The organism is Brevibacterium siliguriense (assembly GCF_900105315.1).
GTDB lineage: Bacteria > Actinomycetota > Actinomycetes > Actinomycetales > Brevibacteriaceae > Brevibacterium > Brevibacterium siliguriense.
Genome location: NZ_LT629766.1, coordinates 119,568 through 138,992, shown reverse-complemented (window position 1 = coordinate 138,992; position 19,425 = coordinate 119,568). Strand labels below are relative to the sequence as shown.

General features: G+C 65.5%; 14 protein-coding genes and 1 riboswitch. Of the genes, 10 read left to right on the top strand and 4 right to left on the bottom strand.

All coding sequences use genetic code 11. The features are described from left to right. Positions 1 to 304: 304 nt before the first annotated feature. Entirely contained in the window at positions 305 to 1,603 is a 1,299-nt protein-coding gene (locus tag BLU88_RS00555) for a DUF1990 family protein (RefSeq protein WP_092009072.1), read from the bottom strand. A gap of 182 nt (positions 1,604 to 1,785) precedes the next feature. Between BLU88_RS00555 and BLU88_RS00550 the strand changes: the two genes are divergently transcribed. The 8 genes from BLU88_RS00550 to BLU88_RS00515 all read left to right on the top strand — a co-directional run bounded on the left by BLU88_RS00550 (position 1,786) and on the right by BLU88_RS00515 (position 12,560). Then, complete coding sequence (locus BLU88_RS00550; protein WP_092016972.1) at positions 1,786 to 2,604, top strand: SDR family oxidoreductase; 819 nt, start codon at positions 1,786 to 1,788, stop codon at positions 2,602 to 2,604. 133 nt (positions 2,605 to 2,737) lie between these two features. Beyond that, a riboswitch (glycine riboswitch) is annotated at positions 2,738 to 2,857 on the top strand. Between the two features lie 162 nt (positions 2,858 to 3,019). Next, on the top strand, positions 3,020 to 5,953 hold the full coding sequence (gcvP, locus tag BLU88_RS00545) for an aminomethyl-transferring glycine dehydrogenase (RefSeq protein WP_092009070.1): 2,934 nt from the start codon (positions 3,020 to 3,022) through the stop codon (positions 5,951 to 5,953). Continuing rightward, the gene (locus BLU88_RS00540) at positions 5,953 to 7,215 is read left to right on the top strand and encodes a glycine cleavage system aminomethyltransferase GcvT (RefSeq protein WP_092009068.1); all 1,263 of its coding nucleotides are present in this window, start codon (positions 5,953 to 5,955) and stop codon (positions 7,213 to 7,215) included. Before gcvP ends, BLU88_RS00540 begins: the two co-directional genes overlap by 1 nt. Positions 7,216 to 7,326: 111 nt before the next feature. Beyond that, entirely contained in the window at positions 7,327 to 7,725 is a 399-nt protein-coding gene (gene gcvH, locus BLU88_RS00535) for a glycine cleavage system protein GcvH (RefSeq protein ID WP_197678158.1), read from the top strand. 237 nt (positions 7,726 to 7,962) lie between these two features. Next, positions 7,963 to 9,435: an L-serine ammonia-lyase gene (locus tag BLU88_RS00530; protein ID WP_092009066.1), complete on the top strand. Its 1,473-nt coding sequence runs from the start codon at positions 7,963 to 7,965 to the stop codon at positions 9,433 to 9,435. 695 nt (positions 9,436 to 10,130) lie between these two features. Beyond that, entirely contained in the window at positions 10,131 to 10,526 is a 396-nt protein-coding gene (gene ectA, locus BLU88_RS00525; RefSeq protein ID WP_231939510.1) for a diaminobutyrate acetyltransferase, read from the top strand. Positions 10,527 to 10,687: 161 nt separating this feature from the next. Further along, positions 10,688 to 11,980, top strand: a complete 1,293-nt coding sequence (gene ectB, locus BLU88_RS00520) for a diaminobutyrate--2-oxoglutarate transaminase (protein WP_092009064.1) — start codon at positions 10,688 to 10,690, stop codon at positions 11,978 to 11,980. A 172-nt stretch (positions 11,981 to 12,152) separates the two neighbouring features. Further along, entirely contained in the window at positions 12,153 to 12,560 is a 408-nt protein-coding gene (locus tag BLU88_RS00515) for an ectoine synthase (protein WP_039206215.1), read from the top strand. Positions 12,561 to 12,747: 187 nt separating this feature from the next. Here BLU88_RS00515 and BLU88_RS00510 read toward each other — a convergent pair whose 3' ends face one another. Beyond that, positions 12,748 to 13,047 (bottom strand): hypothetical protein, encoded by a 300-nt coding sequence (locus BLU88_RS00510; RefSeq protein WP_092009062.1) that lies wholly within the window; start codon positions 13,045 to 13,047, stop codon positions 12,748 to 12,750. A gap of 114 nt (positions 13,048 to 13,161) precedes the next feature. Then, entirely contained in the window at positions 13,162 to 14,655 is a 1,494-nt protein-coding gene (locus BLU88_RS00505; protein ID WP_092009060.1) for an alanine/glycine:cation symporter family protein, read from the bottom strand. Positions 14,656 to 14,994: 339 nt separating this feature from the next. Here BLU88_RS00505 and BLU88_RS00500 point away from each other — a divergent pair, with 339 nt between their 5' ends. Then, positions 14,995 to 15,855, top strand: coding sequence for a glycerophosphodiester phosphodiesterase (locus BLU88_RS00500; RefSeq protein ID WP_092009058.1), 861 nt, complete (start codon positions 14,995 to 14,997; stop codon positions 15,853 to 15,855). Positions 15,856 to 15,881: 26 nt separating this feature from the next. Here the strand turns inward: BLU88_RS00500 and BLU88_RS00495 are convergent, their stop codons facing one another. Next, positions 15,882 to 16,880, bottom strand: a complete 999-nt coding sequence (locus BLU88_RS00495; protein ID WP_092009056.1) for a hypothetical protein — start codon at positions 16,878 to 16,880, stop codon at positions 15,882 to 15,884. A gap of 88 nt (positions 16,881 to 16,968) precedes the next feature. Between BLU88_RS00495 and BLU88_RS00490 the strand changes: the two genes are divergently transcribed. After that, positions 16,969 to 19,386: a thioredoxin domain-containing protein gene (locus BLU88_RS00490; protein WP_092009054.1), complete on the top strand. Its 2,418-nt coding sequence runs from the start codon at positions 16,969 to 16,971 to the stop codon at positions 19,384 to 19,386. Positions 19,387 to 19,425 lie beyond the last annotated feature (39 nt).

The window sequence follows — 19,425 nt, the reverse complement described above, 5'->3', positions numbered from 1 at the left end:
GCTGTCGTTCTCGGCACCCTGGGCCCGATGCATGTGCGCCAGGCGTATGACGCTTCCCACTATATAGCGGAAGCGGTAATAATGTACACGTATTATTACGCAAACAGGTATCGGCAGGGGAGCCGACGGGGAATCGGGAAAGCGCGGTCGATGGAGATCCAGCAGGTCAAGGCGTTTATCTGTTCCGGCGCACGACCCGCAATGTCGCGCTGACCGCGGCGGGGGAGGCACTGGTGGAGCCGGTGCGGATGGGGCAGGAGTGGCGTGCCTGGTCAGGCGGCAAAGTTTCGTCGTTCCGCTGCGGTCATAGTGCCGCGTTCCACGTGTCGAGGCGGTGGCGGAGATCCTCGGCGGTCATGTCAGTGAGTCCGATCCCGTGGTAGTTGGGCAGCCAGGTCTCCACGCGGTCATGGGCGCGTGCCGCGGCCTGGACGTCCCACGCTGCGATGTCGGGAATGCGTCGGCCGAGAAGACGTTCGTACTCGTCGAGGAAGATCCCGGCTGCCTCGGGGGAGCCGAGGAGGACGAGATCCTGCCGGCACCAGGCGAGGTCGACTCCTCGTGGTCCGCGGCTCGCGCCCGACCAGTCGACGACTCCGGTGAGGCGTCCCTGCGCCCACAGGGCATTGCCGGCCCAGAAGTCCGTATGGGTGAGGACCTCTTCGTCGCGGTCGAGGTTCGCCCACTCCTGTTGTGCCCGAACCGCGATGGCGGAGTCTCCCGGCGGCGGGGACTGCGGAGTCAGAGGCAGACCGGTGCCGTCGAGTGAGTGGATGCGAATCAGGGCTGCTGCCATTTCTCGAGCGATGGTAGTCAGCGGTGTGGCCGGATCCGGTGGCGAACCGGGGACACGGGTCGTGACGATGACCGGGTCGTGCAGGTCGGTGCTGTGGGCGATGAGACGAGGAACGAGATCGCCGAGCGGAGTCAGCCGATCGAGCACCATGGACTCTCGGATCGCCGCATCGTGGCCGAAGGGGAACGCGCGGACGATGAGTTCGGCGTCTCCGTCTCGAACCGCCACCGTCACTGCGTGCTGACCGCCGGCAAGGGCCTCTGTGAACCTCAGCTCTCGGCCGAGCAGTGCTGAGGCCGAGGCGAGGGGGCCCGCATGCTGTCTGCCGCCGGCGATCCTGAGCTGTCTCTTCAGCCCTTTCGCATAGCGCCCGGCCATCATCTCCTGTCCGACCACCGTCGCCGGTTCGGCCAGACGCAGCAGCGGGTGGGCCGGAACGGAGGCGGCGCTGATGGTCACGCCGAGGCGGCCGTCTGCGCCGATGGAGACGAGGAAGGTCTCCTCTCCGTCCTCGAAGTGACCCGGCAGGGTGCGATAGGTGAATCCGGCGCGATCTTCCTCATCGATCACCCGCGTCACGACGTACGAACCCACGGGTACGAGCAGATCGCGACCGCGCAGCCGCCTCGGCGAGGCCGGCCATCCGGGGTTGAGTCCCAGAGAGACGATCTGGCCCTCGGCAACTCGGCGAGCGGGGCGGACGACCACGCCGGCGAGTTCCTGCAGCGTCCAGGAGAAGATCGCCTCCCGGGCGAGAGGGAACTGCTCGGCCGGGCCGAGGTCGAGGTGGAACTCGAGATGATTCATGTCTTCATTCTCACCCGATGTCGGTCGACCGCCATCCTCGCCTGCTGATGGCACAGCTCTTGTCTTCCTCCGACGCGTGTGCCTACGATGAGAGCCGATCGCTGAACGAACGCTCGCTTCGCGGCGTTCGGCAGGCTCGGCACCGAATGATCACGTCACCGCACGAACACTGGAGTTCATCTATGTCAGACGACACCTCACCCACCCAGTCCAAGGCCTCCTCGTCGGTTCCGAAATCCGGTCGCCGCTTCGAAGGGCAGGTGGCCGTCATCACCGGCGCCAGCCGTGGCATCGGACTCGGAATCGCCCGGAGGCTCAATGCGGAGGGGGCCACTGTGGTCCTCACCGCACGCAAACCCGAAGCGCTGAGCGAGGCGGTCGCTGAGTTCCCGGACGGCACGGCGCTCGCCATCGCCGGCAAGGCCGACGACCCGGCCCACCGGGCAGATGTATTCGACACGATCGCGGAGAAATTCGGCCGCCTCGACGTGCTGGTGGCGAATGCGGGAATCAACCCGGTCTACGGCCCGCTCGTCGATATGGAGCTCGACGCTGCGCGGAAGATCTTCGAGGTCAACGTGCTCGGAACACTGGCCTGGGTGCAGGACGCCGTCCACCACGATGGCTTGAAGTTTCGTGAGAACAAGGGGCGCGTGGTGACGCTGTCCTCCGTCGCCGGTCAGGTCCCGAGCGAGGGGATCGGCTTCTACGGCATTTCGAAAGCGGCGGTCTCGCATCTGACGAAGACCCTCGCCGTGGAGCTCGGCCCGGATATCCGTGTCAACGCCGTCGCCCCGGCAGTCGTGAAGACGAAATTCGCGACCGCCCTCTACGAAGGCAGGGAAGAGCAGGTCGCCTCCGCGTACCCGGCCAAGCGCCTCGGCACTCCCGAGGACATTGCCGGTGCCGTCGCCTATCTCGCCTCCGACGACGCCGACTGGATCACCGCCCAGGTGCTCACCGCCGATGGCGGCGTCGTCACCGCCGGAGGCGGTGCCTGAGGCCGAGTGCCATCGGGGCACCCGCTGAGCCGCCGACCAGCACCTGAACCCGGGGTTTGTCGGGGGTGATGTCATTCACTAGAATCAGAGGCGCAGTTCCACGCGGTACTGCACACAACTTCATACGCCGCTAAGACAAGACGTGGGAGAGCTGCTCGCCGTCGCAACGACCGGTTGCGATGCACCGTGAAGCAGCGCCGTAGGTGCAATTCCCTCCCCGGGAAACTCTCAGGCCCAGTACCACCGATTGCAGGCATATCTGAAGGACAGCGAGTCCCGACCGCCATCGAATCCACGCGCCAGTGCGCACGATCCGGAGGCAGGGCAGGCCGCAGCTCCGACAGATCGGGGAGGACACTCAGTGATCGCTGCGTCCTCCCCATCGGTGGGCGCGACACCGACCCTAGGACGGCAATTGACCAGTTCACTCGCCCATACGACGCAGGCAACAGGGGACACCGCACGCCCCTTCTCCGACCGCCACATCGGCCCCCGCGCCGACGATGTCCAGGCCATGCTCGCCGAACTCGGCTTTGACTCCCTGGAAGCACTCTCGAACGCTGCGGTCCCCGAATCCATCCAGAACGACGAGCTCCACCTGCCCGCGGGTCGCTCCGAATTCGACGTGCTGAACGACCTGCGCGAGCTCGCCGGCCAGAACGTCATGCGCACCCAGCTCATCGGTCAGGGCTACTATGACACGATCACTCCGGCCGTCATCCGCCGCAACCTCGTCGAAAACCCTGCCTGGTACACCGCCTATACCCCCTACCAGCCCGAGATCTCCCAGGGCCGACTCGAAGCGCTGCTGAACTTCCAGCAGGTCGTCCAGGACCTCACCGGCCTCGACATCGCCAATGCCTCCCTCCTCGATGAGGCCACCGCCGTCGCCGAGGCGGTCCTGCTCATGCGTCGGGCCGTGAAGAAGGGGACCACCGTCGTCCTCGACTCCGAGCTCCACCCGCAGACCATCGCCGTCGTCCGCGCCCGCGCCAAGGCCATGGACTTCCGCGTCTCCGTCGCCGACCTCGCCGAAGGCCTCGTCGGCGAAGACATCTTCGGCATCGTCTGCGCCCAGCCCGGCACCACCGGCGCCATCCGCGACTTCACCGAAGCCGTCGACGGAGCACACGACCGCGGCGCCCTGGTCACCTTCGACGCCGATCTGCTGGCCCTGACCCTGCTCAAGGACTGCGCCTCCCAGGGTGCGGACATCGCCGTGGGCTCGGCCCAGCGCTTCGGTGTCCCGCTGTTCTTCGGCGGACCCCACGCCGGCTTCATGGCCGTGAAGTCCGGACTCCAGCGTCAGCTGCCCGGACGCCTCGTCGGAGTGTCCAAGGATGCTCAGGGCAAGCCCGGCTACCGCCTGGCCCTGCAGACTCGCGAACAGCACATCCGTCGCCAGAAGGCGACATCGAACATCTGCACCGCGCAGGCTCTGCTCGCCAATGTCGCCTCCATGTACGCCGTCTACCACGGCCCGGTCGGCCTGACTCGCATCGCCTCCCGCATCCACCGCCTCGCCCACGCGTTCGCTGGTGCCGCGGACACCGCTCCCGGCGCCGAGGTGGTCAACTGGGAATTCTTCGACACCGTGGCACTGCGCGTGGCCGACGCCGAAGCCGCCCGCCTCGTCGCCGACCAAGCCGGATTCAACATCCGCGTCATCGACGACTCCACCGTCGGCGTTTCCTTCGGCGAACCCCACACGGTCGCCGATGCCAACGGTCTGCTCGAAGCCCTCGGCATCTACGCCCGGGTCGAAGCGGACGACTTCGACGCCGCCTCGGCGGGGACCTTCGGAGCCAACGCCGTACCGGAACCCGCATTCGCGGCGTCGTTCCACCGCGACACCGAATTCCTCACCCACCCCGTCTTCAGCGCCCACGGCTCCGAGACCTCGATGATGCGCTACCTGCGCACCCTGGCCGACCGTGACCTCGCACTGGACCGGACGATGATTCCGCTGGGCTCGTGCACGATGAAGCTCAACGCCGCCGCCGAGATGGAACCCATCACCTGGCCGGAATTCGCCTCCATCCACCCCTTCGCCCCGGCCGAACAGACCGAAGGCTGGCGCGCACTCATCGGTCGCCTCGAGGATTCGCTGACCGAGGTCACCGGCTACGACCGCGTGTCCCTGCAGCCCAACGCCGGCTCGCAGGGTGAGCTGGCCGGACTGCTCGCCATCCGCGCCTACCATGTGGCGGGCGGCGACGACGCCCGCACCGTCGTGCTCATCCCGCAGTCCGCACACGGCACGAACGCCGCCTCTGCGGTGCTCGCCGGACTCCAGGTCCAGGTCGTCGGCACCGCCGATGACGGCTCCGTGGACATGGACGACCTCGACGCGAAGATCGCCAAGCACGAAGGCAAGATCGCCGGCATCATGATCACCTACCCGTCGACCCACGGTGTGTTCGAACCGCAGGTCCGCGAGGTCTGCGACAAGGTCCACGCCGCCGGCGGACAGGTCTACGTCGACGGTGCGAACCTCAACGCCATGGTCGGACTCGCCAAGCCCGGCGAATTCGGCGGCGACGTCTCCCACCTCAACCTGCACAAGACCTTCTGCATCCCCCACGGCGGAGGCGGCCCCGGCGTCGGTCCCGTCGCGGTGCGTGAGCACCTCGCCCCGTACCTGCCTGGCGATGCCACACTGCCGGAGCTCGTCGCCGGTGACCCCGACGCCCACGAGCTGCCGATCTCCGGATCGATGTTCGGCTCCGCCGGTGTCCTGCCCATCAGCTTCGCCTACCTCGAACTCATGGGCGCCGAAGGACTTCGCGAAGCCTCGCGCTCGGCCCTGCTGGGTGCGAACTACCTGGCGAAGAAGCTCGGCGACGTCTTTCCCGTCCTCTACTCGGGTGAGAACGGGCTCGTCGGCCACGAGACGATTCTCGATCTGCGTGCGATCACCTCGGCGACGGGAGTCACCGCGGAAGATGTCGCCAAGCGCCTCATCGACTTCGGCTTCCACGCCCCGACCCTGGCCTTCCCGGTGCCCGGCACCCTCATGGTCGAACCCACCGAGTCCGAGGACAAGGACGAGCTCGACCGCTTCATCGAAGCCATGCGCACCATCCGCGCCGAGATCGACGAGATCGGCGAATCGTACTCCTACGAAGAGTCGCCGCTGGCCCTCGCGCCGCACCCGGCGACCGTAGTGATGGATGACTGGGACGGCAAGTACAGCCGCGAGACCGCGGTGTTCCCCGTTCCCGGACTGCGCTTGACGAAGTACTTCCCGCCGGTCAGCCGCATCGACGGAGCTTACGGCGACCGCAACCTGGTGTGCTCCTGCCCGCCGCCAGAGGCCTTCGAAGAGTTCGAGGAAGAGGACAAGTGATGACCGATACGACCGGAAACACGCCCAAGGAGACCCCGCTGCACGGCATCCACGCCGACCTCGGTGCCTCGTTCACCGACTTCGGCGGGTGGGACATGCCGCTGAAGTACGGTTCGGAACTCGCCGAACACCGTGCCGTGCGTGAGGCCGCCGGCCTCTTCGACCTCTCCCATATGGGTGAGGTGCGCATCAGCGGAACCGACGCCGCGGCCTTCCTCGACTACGCGCTCGTCGCGAAGTACTCGAAGATGAAGATCGGCAAGGCCAAGTACGGAGTCATCGTCAATGAGTCAGGAGGCCTGCTCGACGACCTCATCACCTACCGCATCGGCGACGAAGAGTTCCTCATCGTCCCCAACGCCTCGAACACGCCCACCGTGGTCGCCGCGCTCAAAGACCGCGTGCAGCACTTCGTCCAGGACGTCGCCCCCGGCTCCGATGTGCACCTGACCGACGAATCCGATGCCACCGCACTCATCGCAGTGCAGGGGCCGAACTCGGAGGCGATCATCCTGCGCGCCCTCGACGAGTCCGGCCACGGCGAATTCGGCCCCCGCACCGGTGCCGGTGACCAGGCGAAGGCCCAGGTCACAGACGATGCCAACGGGGGAGCCACCTCGGCGGGGAATGACGCGATCACCATCGGTGAGGCGGTGCGCGAACTGGGGTACTACGCGTGGATGCCGCTGACGATCGCCGGTATCGACCTCATGCTCGCCCGCACCGGATACACCGGTGAGGACGGGTTCGAGCTCTACACTCCGAACATCGGCGCCACCCGCCTGTGGGACACACTCGTGACCTCGGGTGCGGACTACGGACTCGTGCCCTGCGGCCTGGCCGCACGCGATTCGCTGCGCCTCGAAGCGGGAATGCCGCTCTACGGCAACGAACTCGATCAGAACACCACTCCCTACGATGCGGGACTCGGCCGGATGATCGGGTTCAGGACGAAGGAGGAATTCTTCGCCCGCGAGACCTTGGCGAAGCTCGGTGAGACCGAACCGCCGCGCGTGCTCGTCGGTCTGACATCGGAGGGACGCCGCGCCGCCCGGTCCGGAGCCGCCGTGTCCGTCGACGGCACAGAGGTCGGCACCGTCACCTCCGGCCAGCCCTCGCCGACTCTCGGCCATCCGATCGCCCTGGCCTACATCGACCGGGATCGCGCCGAGGTGGGCACCGACGTGACCGTGGACATCCGCGGTAAGGCCCATGACTTCACCGTCACGCAGCTGCCGTTCTACAAGCGCCAGGCCGACTGAAGTCCTCACCCGCAGTTCATCCCGGTGGAACCGGTGACTCGTACACTGGTCTCACCTGGCACAACAACGTCGCGGTCGTCGTCCTCGGACCGGCCGCAGTAAGGAAGACACATGGCACAGCTGCCCCCGCTCCCAGACAACTACACCTACTCCGCCGAACACGAATGGGTCGACGGCGCTGCCGATGAACTCGTCGGCAAGACCGTCAAGGTCGGCATCACCGCCGTCGCCGCCGACGCCCTCGGCGAGGTCGTCTACGTCGACCTGCCCGAGGTCGGCGACACGATCACCGCAGGTGAGACCTGCGGTGAGGTCGAGTCCACGAAGTCCGTGTCCGACCTCTACACCCCGGTGACCGGTGAGGTCGTCACCATCAACGAGGCGGCCGTGGACTCACCCGGACTGCTCAACTCCGACCCCTACGGTGAGGGCTGGCTGTTCGAGGTCGCCGTGACCGAGGTCGGCGAAGTCATGGACGCCGCCGGCTACGCCGAAGCGAACTCCCTCTGAGACTCGCTGTGAGGCTCACATGAGTCTCGCTCCTCCCAGCGAGGGACAGCCCCGCACGGGGTGTTCTTCGCGGGTGCCGCTCTTCGGGGCGGGACTTCCAGATGGAGGCAACAAACCCTGAAGCGGGGTCGGTCGAGGTCGATGCCGACGCAATGTCAGCATCGACTCGCCCTGCACGTGAGTGCATGGCTGCTCGGTCGGCCCCGTCGTCATCTCATCAGAAACGAAGTGATTGCCATGCCATTGAGTGTCTTCGACCTCTTCACGGTCGGCATCGGACCGTCGAGTTCCCACACCGTCGGACCGATGCGTGCCGGCGCGAGCTTCATCGACCTCCTCGGCGAAGAGCTCAGATCCGTGGCGGATCTGCGCGTCGACGTGTTCGGTTCCCTGGCTGCCACCGGCGCCGGTCACGGAACCTTCGACGCCATCCTCATCGGCCTCGAAGGCTGCCGTCCCGACCTCATCGAAGCCAACGAACTCACCGCCCGGCGGACGCGGATGTCCGAGACCGGGACGATCATCCTCGGCGACTCGACCGGCAACGGCGTCGAACTCGCGTTCACCGAGGATGACATGGTCAAACGACCCTTGACCGTCCTGCCGCGCCATACGAACGCCATGACCGTGACCGCCTTCGACGTGGCGGGGGAGACCCTCGCCGAGGAGACCTACTATTCCGTGGGCGGCGGATTCGTGACCTCCGAGACCGAATTCCTCGACAAGGAGAAGACCGCCGAGGCGGACGCCGGAAACGGCAGCGATGCCGAGTTCGCGGTTGCCGACTCCGTCGTCGATGCCGAGCTCGAATCCTATGACGAAGAGCTGCCCTATCCGTTCCACTCCGGCGTCGAGCTGCTCGAGCGCTGCCGTGAGAACGACCTGTCGATTGCCGAGATCATGCGCGCCAACGAACTGTCGATGCGTGACGAGGACGAGATTCGGCATGGGCTGCTCCACATCTATTCGGTGATGGAGGAATGCGCTTCAGCGTCCCTGGACCGCTCGGGGTATCTGCCCGGTGGACTCAAGGTCCGCCGTCGCGCTCACGACTGGTACCTCAAGCTCAAGGCCGAGGATCCCGACCGGGATCCCGGCTACTACCTCGAATGGGTCAACCTCATCGCGATGGCCGTCAATGAGGAGAACGCGTCGGGCGGTCGCGTCGTAACGGCGCCGACCAACGGGGCGGCCGGAATCATCCCGGCAGTGCTGCACTATGCGCTCAACTACGTTCCCGCAGTGATGGAAGGAGGCGAGGCTGCGAAGCACCGGGCCATCGTCGATTTCCTGCTCACTGCGGCGGCAATCGGGGTCCTGTATAAGGAGCGGGCGTCGATCTCCGGCGCCGAGGTGGGTTGCCAGGGCGAGGTCGGATCCGCCTCGTCGATGGCCGCTGGGGGATTGGCCGCTGTGATGGGTGGGACGCCTGAGCAGGTGGAGAATGCTGCCGAGATCGCCATGGAGCACAACCTCGGCCTGACCTGTGATCCGATCTCCGGACTCGTGCAGGTGCCGTGCATCGAACGCAATGCGATCGCCGCCGGAAAAGCCATCAACGCCTCCCGCATGGCGCTGTGGGGCGATGGCCAGCACCGCGTCAGCCTCGACGAGGTGATCGAGACGATGCGCCAGACCGGCGCGGACATGTCGTCGAAGTACAAGGAGACGGCGATGGGCGGCCTCGCCGTCAACGTCGTCGAGTGCTGAGGCTCATCGGCTGGTTGAAAGGCGTCGACCGCTGAGGCAGCTGAAGTTGTTGCAGGGCGAGGGTGGCCGCTCACCTGCCGTGGAACGGGGCGTCTGCTGCGCGTGAACCGGCCCGCGGTGCGTGAACCCGCGTTCATAGTGGCGAAGAGTCTGAATCCAATGCGAAATTCAGACTCTTCGCCACTTTGAATTTCGGTTCACCGGGGGCTGCGACCTGTCGAGCCGTCGGTATGACGGTCGAGGTCAGAGGTCGAGGCCCTGTCCGTATCTCCTTCCGCGGCTCCGCAGCCGTCGCGAAGCCGCTCATAGAGCCTCAGCAGCCACATCCGAGCAACAGGATTCCTTGCTGTCCCAATTCGACCGAAGTGACATGGAACACGTGGAACCCTTGTTCCAACTCCACCTAAATGTAACGAAACGATAACGAACATCTGGCGCGGTATGAGCGCGAAGGAGTGCCCCGTCACATCCCAACGATGCCATGGGGAAAGCCGGGTCAGTTACATAGCAGTAGGTCGGGGCGATCGTTGCGGAAGTGCCCCGAAATCGACGGTTTCGAGGTTGACGCTCATTCTCATCCCGCTAGGTTTATTGGCGTGATTAACGCACTCGCTGAACCGAAGACGCAAATCGACGTCCGGACTCCCGAGCTGGAGGACGGGCAACATCTATGGCGGCTCGCGAAAGATACAGCCGTGCTCGACCTGAACTCCTCGTATTCGTACCTGCTGTGGTGCCGCGACTTCGCGGACACCTCGGTGATTGCGCGAATCGACGGAGAGCCCGCCGGTTTCATCACCGGGTACACCCGTCCGGAGAATCCGGACACCCTGATGATCTGGCAGGTCGCCGTCGACGAGAACTTCCGCGGTCACGGACTCGCGTCGACCATGCTCCACGAGCTGGCCGATCGGACCGGCGCTCTCCGCATGGAGACGACGATCACCGATGACAATGCGGCGTCCAATCGTCTGTTCCAGGCGTTCGCGGAAAAGCGCGGAGCCGGTTTCGACCGTCGTCCGCTGTTCACCCCGGACCTGTACCCGGACGGCCACGACACCGAGTACCTCTACGAGATCGCACCTCTGTAACGAGCTCCACACCGGCGCCGCGCGGCCCCCTGCTTGACGGGAGCGGACGCGGCAGGTGCCTGGAGGCGGAAGAGATCGCCCGCGCTGAGCGGCAGCGGTCACCGCCTCGGCGACTGCACACGATGCAGCCGCACAATCAAGAAGTCGAAAGGACTCCCAAGATGACCGAAACACCTTCTGACAAGCCCGACATCTTCGAAACTCGCGAGTCTGCTGTGCGCAGCTACTGCCGTTCCTGGCCCGCCACCTTCGCCCGTTCGCAGGGTGCGAAGCAGTGGGACGAAGACGGCAACGAGTACCTTGACTTCTTCTCTGGAGCCGGTGCCCTCAACTACGGCCACAACAACCCGGCCGTGATGGGCCCGCTCATCGAATACCTGCAGTCGGGTGCCGTGCTGCACTCGATGGACATGAAGACCCCGGCCAAGCGTGAGTTCCTGCAGACCTTCCAGGATCTCATCCTCAAGCCGCGCGGACTCGACTACTCCGTGATGTTCCCCGGACCGACGGGAACCAATACCGTTGAGGCGGCCCTCAAGCTCGCCCGCAAGGTGACCGGTCGTCAGCACATGCTCTCGTTCACCAACGCCTTCCACGGCATGACGTTGGGATCACTGTCGGTGACCGGCAACTCGATGAAGCGCGAAGGCGCGGGCATCCCGCTGACCAACAGCTCGAAGATTCCCTACGATGACTACTTCGACGGTGAGGTCCCGGACTTCCTGTGGCTGGAGCGGGTCCTTGAGGACTCCGGTTCGGGCGTCGATAAGCCCGCCGCCGTCATCGTTGAGACCGTGCAGGGTGAGGGCGGACTCCGTGCCGCTCGCGCCGAATGGCTGCGTGCCCTGTCGGACCTGTGCAAGAAGCACGACATCCTGCTCATCGTCGATGACGTGCAGGCAGGCTGCGGCCGCACCGGCTCGTTCTTCAGCTTCGAAGAGGCCGGCATCGAGCCTGATATCGTCTGCCTGTCGAAGTCGATCTCCGGTTCGGGTCTGCCGCTGGCACTGACCCTGTTCCGCCCCGAGCTCGACGTCTGGGAGCCCGGCGAGCACAACGGCACCTTCCGCGGAAACAACCCCGCGTTCGTCACCGCGACGGCTGCGCTCAAGACCTTCTGGGCCGACAATGAGTTCCAGAATCAGCTGGCCGACACCATCGCCGCTCTGCACCAGCGCCTCGATGGAATCGCTGAGAAGGCCGAAGGCGCCTCGATCCGCGGACGCGGCCTGTTGGCCGGCCTCTGCTTCGAAGACCTCGAGGTGGCCGAGAAGGTTGCCGCCTACGCCTTCGAGAACGGTCTCCTGCTTGAGACCTCGGGTGCCGATGACGAAGTCATCAAGATCATGCCGCCGCTGACGATCGACTCGCGCGATCTGCAGGCTGGCCTGGATATCATCGAGGCCGGAGTGGCCAAGTTCGCTCCCGCCGCAGCCAAGGCCGCACTGGCCTGACCCTCCTCTGCCCGGGCCGGCGTCGCAGCAGTGGCGCCGGCCCGAGCTTTGGGCCGAACCGAGCTCACCCGCTCGATCGCCCAGTAGGGCTGATGGATTCCGTCGATGAGAAGCGGATGTCCGCGGCCCGCCCCTTGAACACTTTCACCGACCTTTTGCGAAGGGACCACAAATGTACGTAGTCAACCGCGATGACCTCAACGACACCGACCGCGATGTGAAGTCCGAGACCTGGCGCAGCCGCCGCATGGTGCTCGGCAAGGAACGCGTCGGATTCTCGTTCCACGACACCGTGATCTACGCCGGAACCACCTCGACCTTCCACTACCAGAATCACGTCGAAGCCGTGTACTGCGTGCAGGGCAAGGGAACGCTGACCGATCAGGAGACCGGTAAGGAATACCCGCTCCATGATGGTGTCATGTACCTCCTCGACGGACACGAGAAGCACACCGTCGTGGCCGAGGAAGAGCTGCGCATGGCCTGCGTGTTCAACCCGCCGGTCACCGGCCGTGAGGTCCACGACGAGAACGGCGTGTACCCGCTCATCCTCGAGGATGAAGCCGCACCCGCGAACTGATTCAGTTCCCCTGGAAGGTTGAGTCGGCGAATGCCGACTGGGCTTCACTCGCCGAGGCGGCCCGAGCGTTTTCGCTCGGGCCGCCTTTTGCGTGTGGTCGAGTTGTGGGATTGAGGGGTGCGGTTGAGTCGGAGCCACCTCGAAATCAGTCAAGCGCTGAGAATCGGCTTTCCTGCCTGGCTCGACATCACTCGTGAACGGTCACGTCTGTCCCGTCCATATATCCTCGGGATCCGTCGAACGGGCCCAGCGCTTCCGTGAGGAGAAGCCACAAGGCACCTGGATCTGCAGTTCTCTTGCCTCCGTGACCCTGGGCACGGCGATTCTCGTTATACATCAGCTGACCGATATCGGAATCGGTGACGGTCCAGATGACCACCTGTGGCGGATCATCATTCGTGAACGTCACTCGGTGGGGATCGGCCGTGACCGACCAGCCGGTCGCCTCGGCGAGGGCGTTCGCCAACTCAGCGCGGTCGATACTCATCGGTACCTCCTCCGGGGCAGGGGACTGTTTCTGGATTCTGGGGAATGAAAACACATCGGGCGCTCCGGTGAAGGGAGCGCCCGAAGTGTCTGTGAATCCAGAATGATCGCGGAATCACTCGTTGTCGGGACGGACCTTCTTCCCGCGGTCCTGCCAGAACTTCGCAGTGGTCACCTCGTCGGTGCCGTCCCAGGCGTCGACCTCGGTGTTGATGCGCTTGAACGTGGGCAGATCGCCGCGGCGGAAGATCGGTTCGAAGCCGTCTCGGCGCTGCTGCTGGTAGTTCTTCAGCAGCGAGAACACCAGTGGCGAGAGCATCAGCAGGGCGAAGAGGTTGATGAGCGCCATGATCGCCATGAAGATGTCCGCTGCAGTCCAGACCAGGTCGAGGGCTGCGATCGCGCCGATGAACACGGCGAGCATGACGATGACCTGATACACCCGCAATGCGACGCGGTTCGTCGTCAGGTGCTCGATGTTCGCCTCGCCGTAGTAGTAGTTGCCGAGGATCGACGAGAACGCGAAGAGGAAGATCGCCAGTGTAAGGAAGTGGATCGCCCACTGTCCGAGCTGACCGCTCAGCGCCGTCTGCGTGAGCTGGATGCCCTCGGCGGAGCTGCCGTACTCCGGGTTCGACAGCAGGATGATGAACGCGGTGATAGAGCAGACGAGGATCGTATCGAAGTACACACCCAGTGCCTGCACGAAGCCCTGCTTGGCCGGGTGCGACGCCGATGCGGTGGCCGCCGCGTTCGGCACTGAACCGATACCGGCTTCATTGGAGAACAAGCCGCGCTGAACACCGATGAGCATGATCGATCCCAGCGTTCCGCCGGCGATCGAATCCATGCTGAACGCGTCGGTGATGATCGTCGCGATCATCGACGGCACGGCACCGATGTTCATCACCACGACGATGATGCCGACGATGAGGTAGAGGCCGGCCATGATCGGCACCAGATAGGCCGAGATGTTCGAGATGCGCTTGGCGCCGCCTGCGAAGATCGCGAAGGCGGCGACGGCGATGATCGCACCGGCCACGGCAGCGAAGACGCCGTTCGAACTCTCGACTCCGAATGATGCCCCGACGGCGTCGACGATCGAATTCGACTGCACCGAATTGAACACGATGCCGTAGGTGATGGCGACGATCACGGCGAAGACCAATCCGAGCCACTTCATGTTCAGCCCGTGCTTGATGTAGTACGCGGGACCGCCGCGGAAGTTCGGGCCGTCCTTGAGCTTGTACAGCTGGCCGAGGGCTGACTCGGCGAAGGCCGTGGCTCCGCCGACGATCGCCGTCAGCCACATCCAGAACATTGCGCCCGGGCCACCGAGCGAGATCGCCAAAGCGACACCGGCGATGTTCGCCGTTCCCACGCGCGAGGCCGCGGAGATTGAGAAGGCGCGGAACGGGGAGATATTCCTGTTGCCCTCGGAATCCCGTCCGCCCGGCTCGACGAGCGTGCGGAACATCTCGGGCAGCAGGCGGACCTGAACGATGCCCGTGCGGATGGTGAAATACAGACCTGTGGGGATGAGAACAGCGACGAGGACGTATGACGACACTCCGCTGACACTGTCAAACACACTTTGGAGCAACTCCATCGAACTGCGCCTCCTTCGGCAATCGTGCTGGAGAGGATCGGAGGTGCGGAACGCGAGAACTCCGTCCGTGGTTAACTCCAGTCTGCCACCTCCGCTACCGGTGTTGTGGCAGTGCCCCCTGCCCGGAGGCCGCTAGTCCGTTGCGGCCGAGTCAGCGCCGGCCCAGGTGATAGCCAGTGTCGACACCGTCAGGATTCATGTTCCGTCCACTCTCGCATCATCCGGAACTTGCTCGGGCCGCCTAATCTGGGCGGCCTAGTACTTCATCGTTCGGTCACTGCGCAGCAGCTGGCTCCGACGTCCGAACGCCACCCGCAGTCTCCGTGGAGGAGTTCTGAAATGCCCATCACCCTCGCCACCCCCACCTTCACTCCCTCGCCCCGCGACCTCAGCATCGGCGCTGCAGATGCTGAGGTCGACCCTGCGCGAGTTCGAGTCCCGCCCCTGGTCATCGCACACCGAGGTGCGTCTGCCGAATGGCCGGAGAACACGATCCCCGCGTTCATCGCCGGCATCGATCAGGGCGCGGACATGATCGAAACCGACGTCCACATGAGTGCCGACGGTGAGCTCGTGATCATGCACGACACCACCGTCGATCGCACCACCGACGTCCGCGCTCTGTACCCGAATCGCGAAGACCGCAGCATCGCCGGCATGAACTCCGCCCAGATCGCCACGCTCGATGCCGGAAGCTGGAAAGGTGAGGAATTCTCCGGCGTCCGCGTGCCCCGCCTCGCCGAGGTGCTCACCCTCGCTCACGACACTCGCACCGGTCTGCTGCTCGAGGTCAAGCATCCCGAGATCTATCCCGGAATCGCCGAAGCGATCGTGACCGCACTGCGCGCCCTGCCGAACTATCTCGACCGGGCTCTGGCCGCAGGCATGCTCGTCGTCCAGTCCGCGAACTGGGCGTTCGTCGAAGAGTTCCACGGGCTCGCCCCCGAGATCCCGGTTGGTGTGCTCGGTCGTCCGTGCCCGGACGAACTCCAGGACTTCGCCGAATGGGTCGACCAGATCAACCCCGAATTCTGCGCCGCTGACGAGGACTTCCTCACCGCCATCCACGAGCTCGGGATGACGAGCCTGGTGTGGACCGTCGACGACCTCGGTGAGATGGAACGGGCCATCGACGCCGGCGCCGATGGCATCATCACCAACACCCCCGACCGCCTCGTCGAGGTTGTCGAAGCCCTATAGGGGCTGAGGGTGGGCCCGGCGTCGGCTCAGTCGTGGGCAGGCCGGTGCATCGCGTGGTCATGGGGCATGTCGATCTCCTCGTCGCCGGTTCGGGCAGCGTCGTCGGTCGGGGCGCAGCTGAGTGTCCGGACTGCGAGCACGAGGCTGCCGAGGGCAAGGTCGAACACGCTCACGACCCAACCCGGGTATCCCAGAGTGAAGTTCGCTGGGTAGCCGACCGCCAGCACGGTCGATGTCATGCACAGGAACAGTCCGCAGGCGATGACGACGAAGGCCAGAGTGCGAGCAGACCGGGGTGTGGTGCCGGCGGGAGACGAACCGACTGCGGGTGCATCGGTCGGCAGTGACCGGGATTCGGCGATGACCCGCAGGGCGAAGATCGCGGAGATGAATCCCACGGCGGCGCCAAGAGCAGTGAACACATCACCGTATTCGAGGAAGAACATGACCTCGACGAACAGGGTGCGCAGCAGCCAGACGAGGATCATGATCCCGGCCGCAGCGAACAACCCGGTGGCGGCGGTACGCGAACGGCGGCGGAGGGCGGTGGGGGCGGCCGCCTCGGCGACGGGGACGAGGCGGGCCGTGCCCGCGGCCAGGGCGAGGGCCACGGTGATCGGGAAGACCATCGCCACGATGAGATTCAGGATGCCGAGCACCGAGGGGAGCGTGGACCCGTCGGCCAGGTCGCCGGCACTCGTGCTGTACGTGTCGATGGTGAAGATCGACTTCAACGCTTCGACGGCGCAGAGGACTGCAGTCACGACGATGAACACGCTGCGTGGGATCGAGCGGAGGCCTCGGCCGATGGTGATCGCGGCGGCGCCGGAAACGGCGATGAGTGCCAGGTGCAGGAGGCTCGGTCCCGGGGACGACACATAAGAGTCCTGCGTCATGACCTCGACGAGTCCGGCGGCGATCCACGTGACGAGGACGACGATGGCGGCAACGACGGTGATGGCCATCCTGCGGGCGTCGAGGCCGATTCTCGGGTCGCGGGTCTCGGGGTTCGGTGCGTTGGTCATGGCCCTATGCTCCCATAAAAACCAGCTTCCTTGTCGATTCCGGGAAGAGAGTCTCGCACGTGACCGCCCGAAGTGAGACGCTGGGGGCATGCCGAACGAACTCGCCGACTCGACAAGCCCCTACCTGCGCGCGCACGCCGACAATCCCGTGGACTGGCGGATGTGGACGAAGGAAACCCTCGCCGAGGCGGCCCGCCGTGACGTCCCCCTACTCATCTCGATCGGCTATTCCACCTGCCATTGGTGCCACGTCATGGCCCACGAATCCTTCGAGGACGAAGCGGTCGCGGCGCTGATGAACGACCGGTTCGTGCCCGTGAAGATCGACCGCGAGGAACTGCCGGACATCGACGCCTATTACATGAACGCTCTGCAGGCGATGACCGGTCAAGGCGGCTGGCCGATGACTATCTTCGCGACCCCGAGCGGCAGTCCCTTCTACGCCGGCACCTACTTCCCGTCCGCGCCGCGAGGCAATCTGCCCGCGTTCACGCAGGTCCTCTCGGCCGTGTCTGCGACATGGACGGACCGCCGCGACGAGGTCAATCAGATGACGTCCCGGATGGACCGCGGGCTGGCCGAAATGGCCGATGCCGTGACCAGCGCACTCCCCGCCGAGGCGGCCGCCGAGTCTCTGACGCCCGACGAACTCGATTCCGCCGCCGCAGCGCTGCTCGATTCCTACGATCCGGCGTGGGGCGGGTTCGGCGGAGCCCCGAAGTTCCCGCCGATGATGAACGTCCTTCAGCTCTTGGCCGCGTTCGTGCGGTTGGGCGGAACCGCCTCGGCGAGTCCGGGAACCGGTGGGGCCGCTTCGGCGAACGGAGGAGCAGCCGAGGGGCACCCGGTGGATCGGGTCAGAGCCGAAGGCCGGCTCGGCTGGCTCGGCGCCGACGGCCACCTGACCGGAGAACTCGTACTCGACTGCCTCATCGCGGTGCGGTCGACGCTCGCCCGGATCGCCAGCGGCGGCATGCGCGACCAGATTCGCGGCGGGATCGCCCGCTACAGCGTCGATCGGCAGTGGTTCGTGCCGCACTTCGAGAAGATGCTCTACGACAACGCCCTCTACCTGCGCGCCGTCGTCGCATGGGCGAAGGTCGAACGTGCCCTCGACCCGGGATCGAAATGGCTCGTCCTGGCCGAACGTGAGATCGCAGATACCGCGAACTTCCTGATCAGCGACCTGTCGACCGACGACGGGTTCATTGCCGCACTGGATGCGGATTCGCTCAATGCGTCGGGAGTCTCTGAAGAGGGCGCGGCCTACGTCTTCACTCCCGAGGAATTCGCGGAGGCCGGGCAGGCTGGTCTGCTCGGGCTCGTCGATTCTCCGGCTGGGGGCGAACTGTCGGGCCAGGTGGTTGCGGCTGTGCGCATCATCGACTGGCTCGGCATGGAAGATGTGCCCTTCGATGCCGAGCACCCGGCACCTTGGGACATCGACGCCACGAGGCGTCAGTGCGAGGTGCTCGACTCTCTGCGCGCTCGGCGTTCGCAGCCGGCCCGTGACGAGAAGATCATCACCGAATGGAATGCCCTGGCCATCACGGCCCTCGCTGAGGCGGCCCTGTATAAGGGCGTCGATGTTGATGATTCGGGTGGGGCAGCCCGTGGAGACCTGGATGGTGCGGATTCGGCGGGTGCGAGACCGGTCGGCGCGAAGTCCGCCGGTGTGCCTTCTGCTGAGTGGGGGAAGACCGCGGTGCGGTTCTGGCAGGCGATGCACGACCGATTCGAGCGGGTGGGAGCATCCGAGTCGGTGGACGCAGCCGGACCGGATGGATTCGACGTGCGGCGCTCCTTCACCGACGGTGTGGCCGGCCCCGGTCAGGGCGGACTCGCCGATTGGGCTCAACTCATCACCGCAGGGATCACGGTTCGGCAGCTGTCGGATGGGGTCGCCTTGGTGAGGGTGGATGATCTGGTCGACCTCAGTGCGACGATGCTCAACCTCTTCACCTCCGAACGGGGGGACGGGGTGCTTGACGCGGTCGATTCGCTTGGTGACGGGATCATCGATGTGAAGTCCGCGGACCCCGTCGACAACACCGTGCCGTCGGGACGATCGGCGGCCGCCGAGGCGGTGCTGCTGCTCGCCGAGCTCGGCGTCGAGGCTGGGACTTCCGGAGGTTCGGGAACGGATGCGGCAGAGACCTCGGGTGAAGAAGCCGAGCTGGGTACCGAACGGCTGTTGGAGGTCCGAGATCGGCTGCTCGGTGTCTATCGGGCCCTCGCCGGTCAGGCTCCGCGCGGGTGCGGCCACGCGCTGTGGCAGGCCGAGCGGGCCCTGTCGCCCGTGCGAGTCGCCACTGCTGAGGAGGCGTTGAGGGGGATCGCTGCCAAGCATCCGTCGCTCACTCTGCTCACGACCTCGACCGGGGTGCCGGGGCCGAACGGCCGGGAGGTCGAAGTCCCCGCGGGGACGGCGATCGTGTGCCGCGGGACCTCGTGTTCACTGCCGGTAGGCACGGCCTCTGAGCTGGTCGCGCTGCTGGGCAGGTAGGGCGAGGCTCAGTACTCTCGGTTCGGCTCAGCGTTTGAG

Bases quoted from the DNA above. Each gene is read 5' to 3' on its own strand.
- BLU88_RS00555 (WP_092009072.1), bottom strand. From the start codon at position 1,603: ATGAATCATCTCGAGTTCCACCTCGACCTCGGCCCGGCCGAGCAGTTC.
- BLU88_RS00550 (WP_092016972.1), top strand. From the start codon at position 1,786: ATGTCAGACGACACCTCACCCACCCAGTCCAAGGCCTCCTCGTCGGTT.
- BLU88_RS00540 (WP_092009068.1), top strand. From the start codon at position 5,953: ATGACCGATACGACCGGAAACACGCCCAAGGAGACCCCGCTGCACGGC.
- gcvH (WP_197678158.1), top strand. From the start codon at position 7,327: ATGGCACAGCTGCCCCCGCTCCCAGACAACTACACCTACTCCGCCGAA.
- BLU88_RS00530 (WP_092009066.1), top strand. From the start codon at position 7,963: ATGCCATTGAGTGTCTTCGACCTCTTCACGGTCGGCATCGGACCGTCG.
- ectB (WP_092009064.1), top strand. From the start codon at position 10,688: ATGACCGAAACACCTTCTGACAAGCCCGACATCTTCGAAACTCGCGAG.
- BLU88_RS00515 (WP_039206215.1), top strand. From the start codon at position 12,153: ATGTACGTAGTCAACCGCGATGACCTCAACGACACCGACCGCGATGTG.
- BLU88_RS00510 (WP_092009062.1), bottom strand. From the start codon at position 13,047: ATGAGTATCGACCGCGCTGAGTTGGCGAACGCCCTCGCCGAGGCGACC.
- BLU88_RS00505 (WP_092009060.1), bottom strand. From the start codon at position 14,655: ATGGAGTTGCTCCAAAGTGTGTTTGACAGTGTCAGCGGAGTGTCGTCA.
- BLU88_RS00500 (WP_092009058.1), top strand. From the start codon at position 14,995: ATGCCCATCACCCTCGCCACCCCCACCTTCACTCCCTCGCCCCGCGAC.
- BLU88_RS00495 (WP_092009056.1), bottom strand. From the start codon at position 16,880: ATGACCAACGCACCGAACCCCGAGACCCGCGACCCGAGAATCGGCCTC.
- BLU88_RS00490 (WP_092009054.1), top strand. From the start codon at position 16,969: ATGCCGAACGAACTCGCCGACTCGACAAGCCCCTACCTGCGCGCGCAC.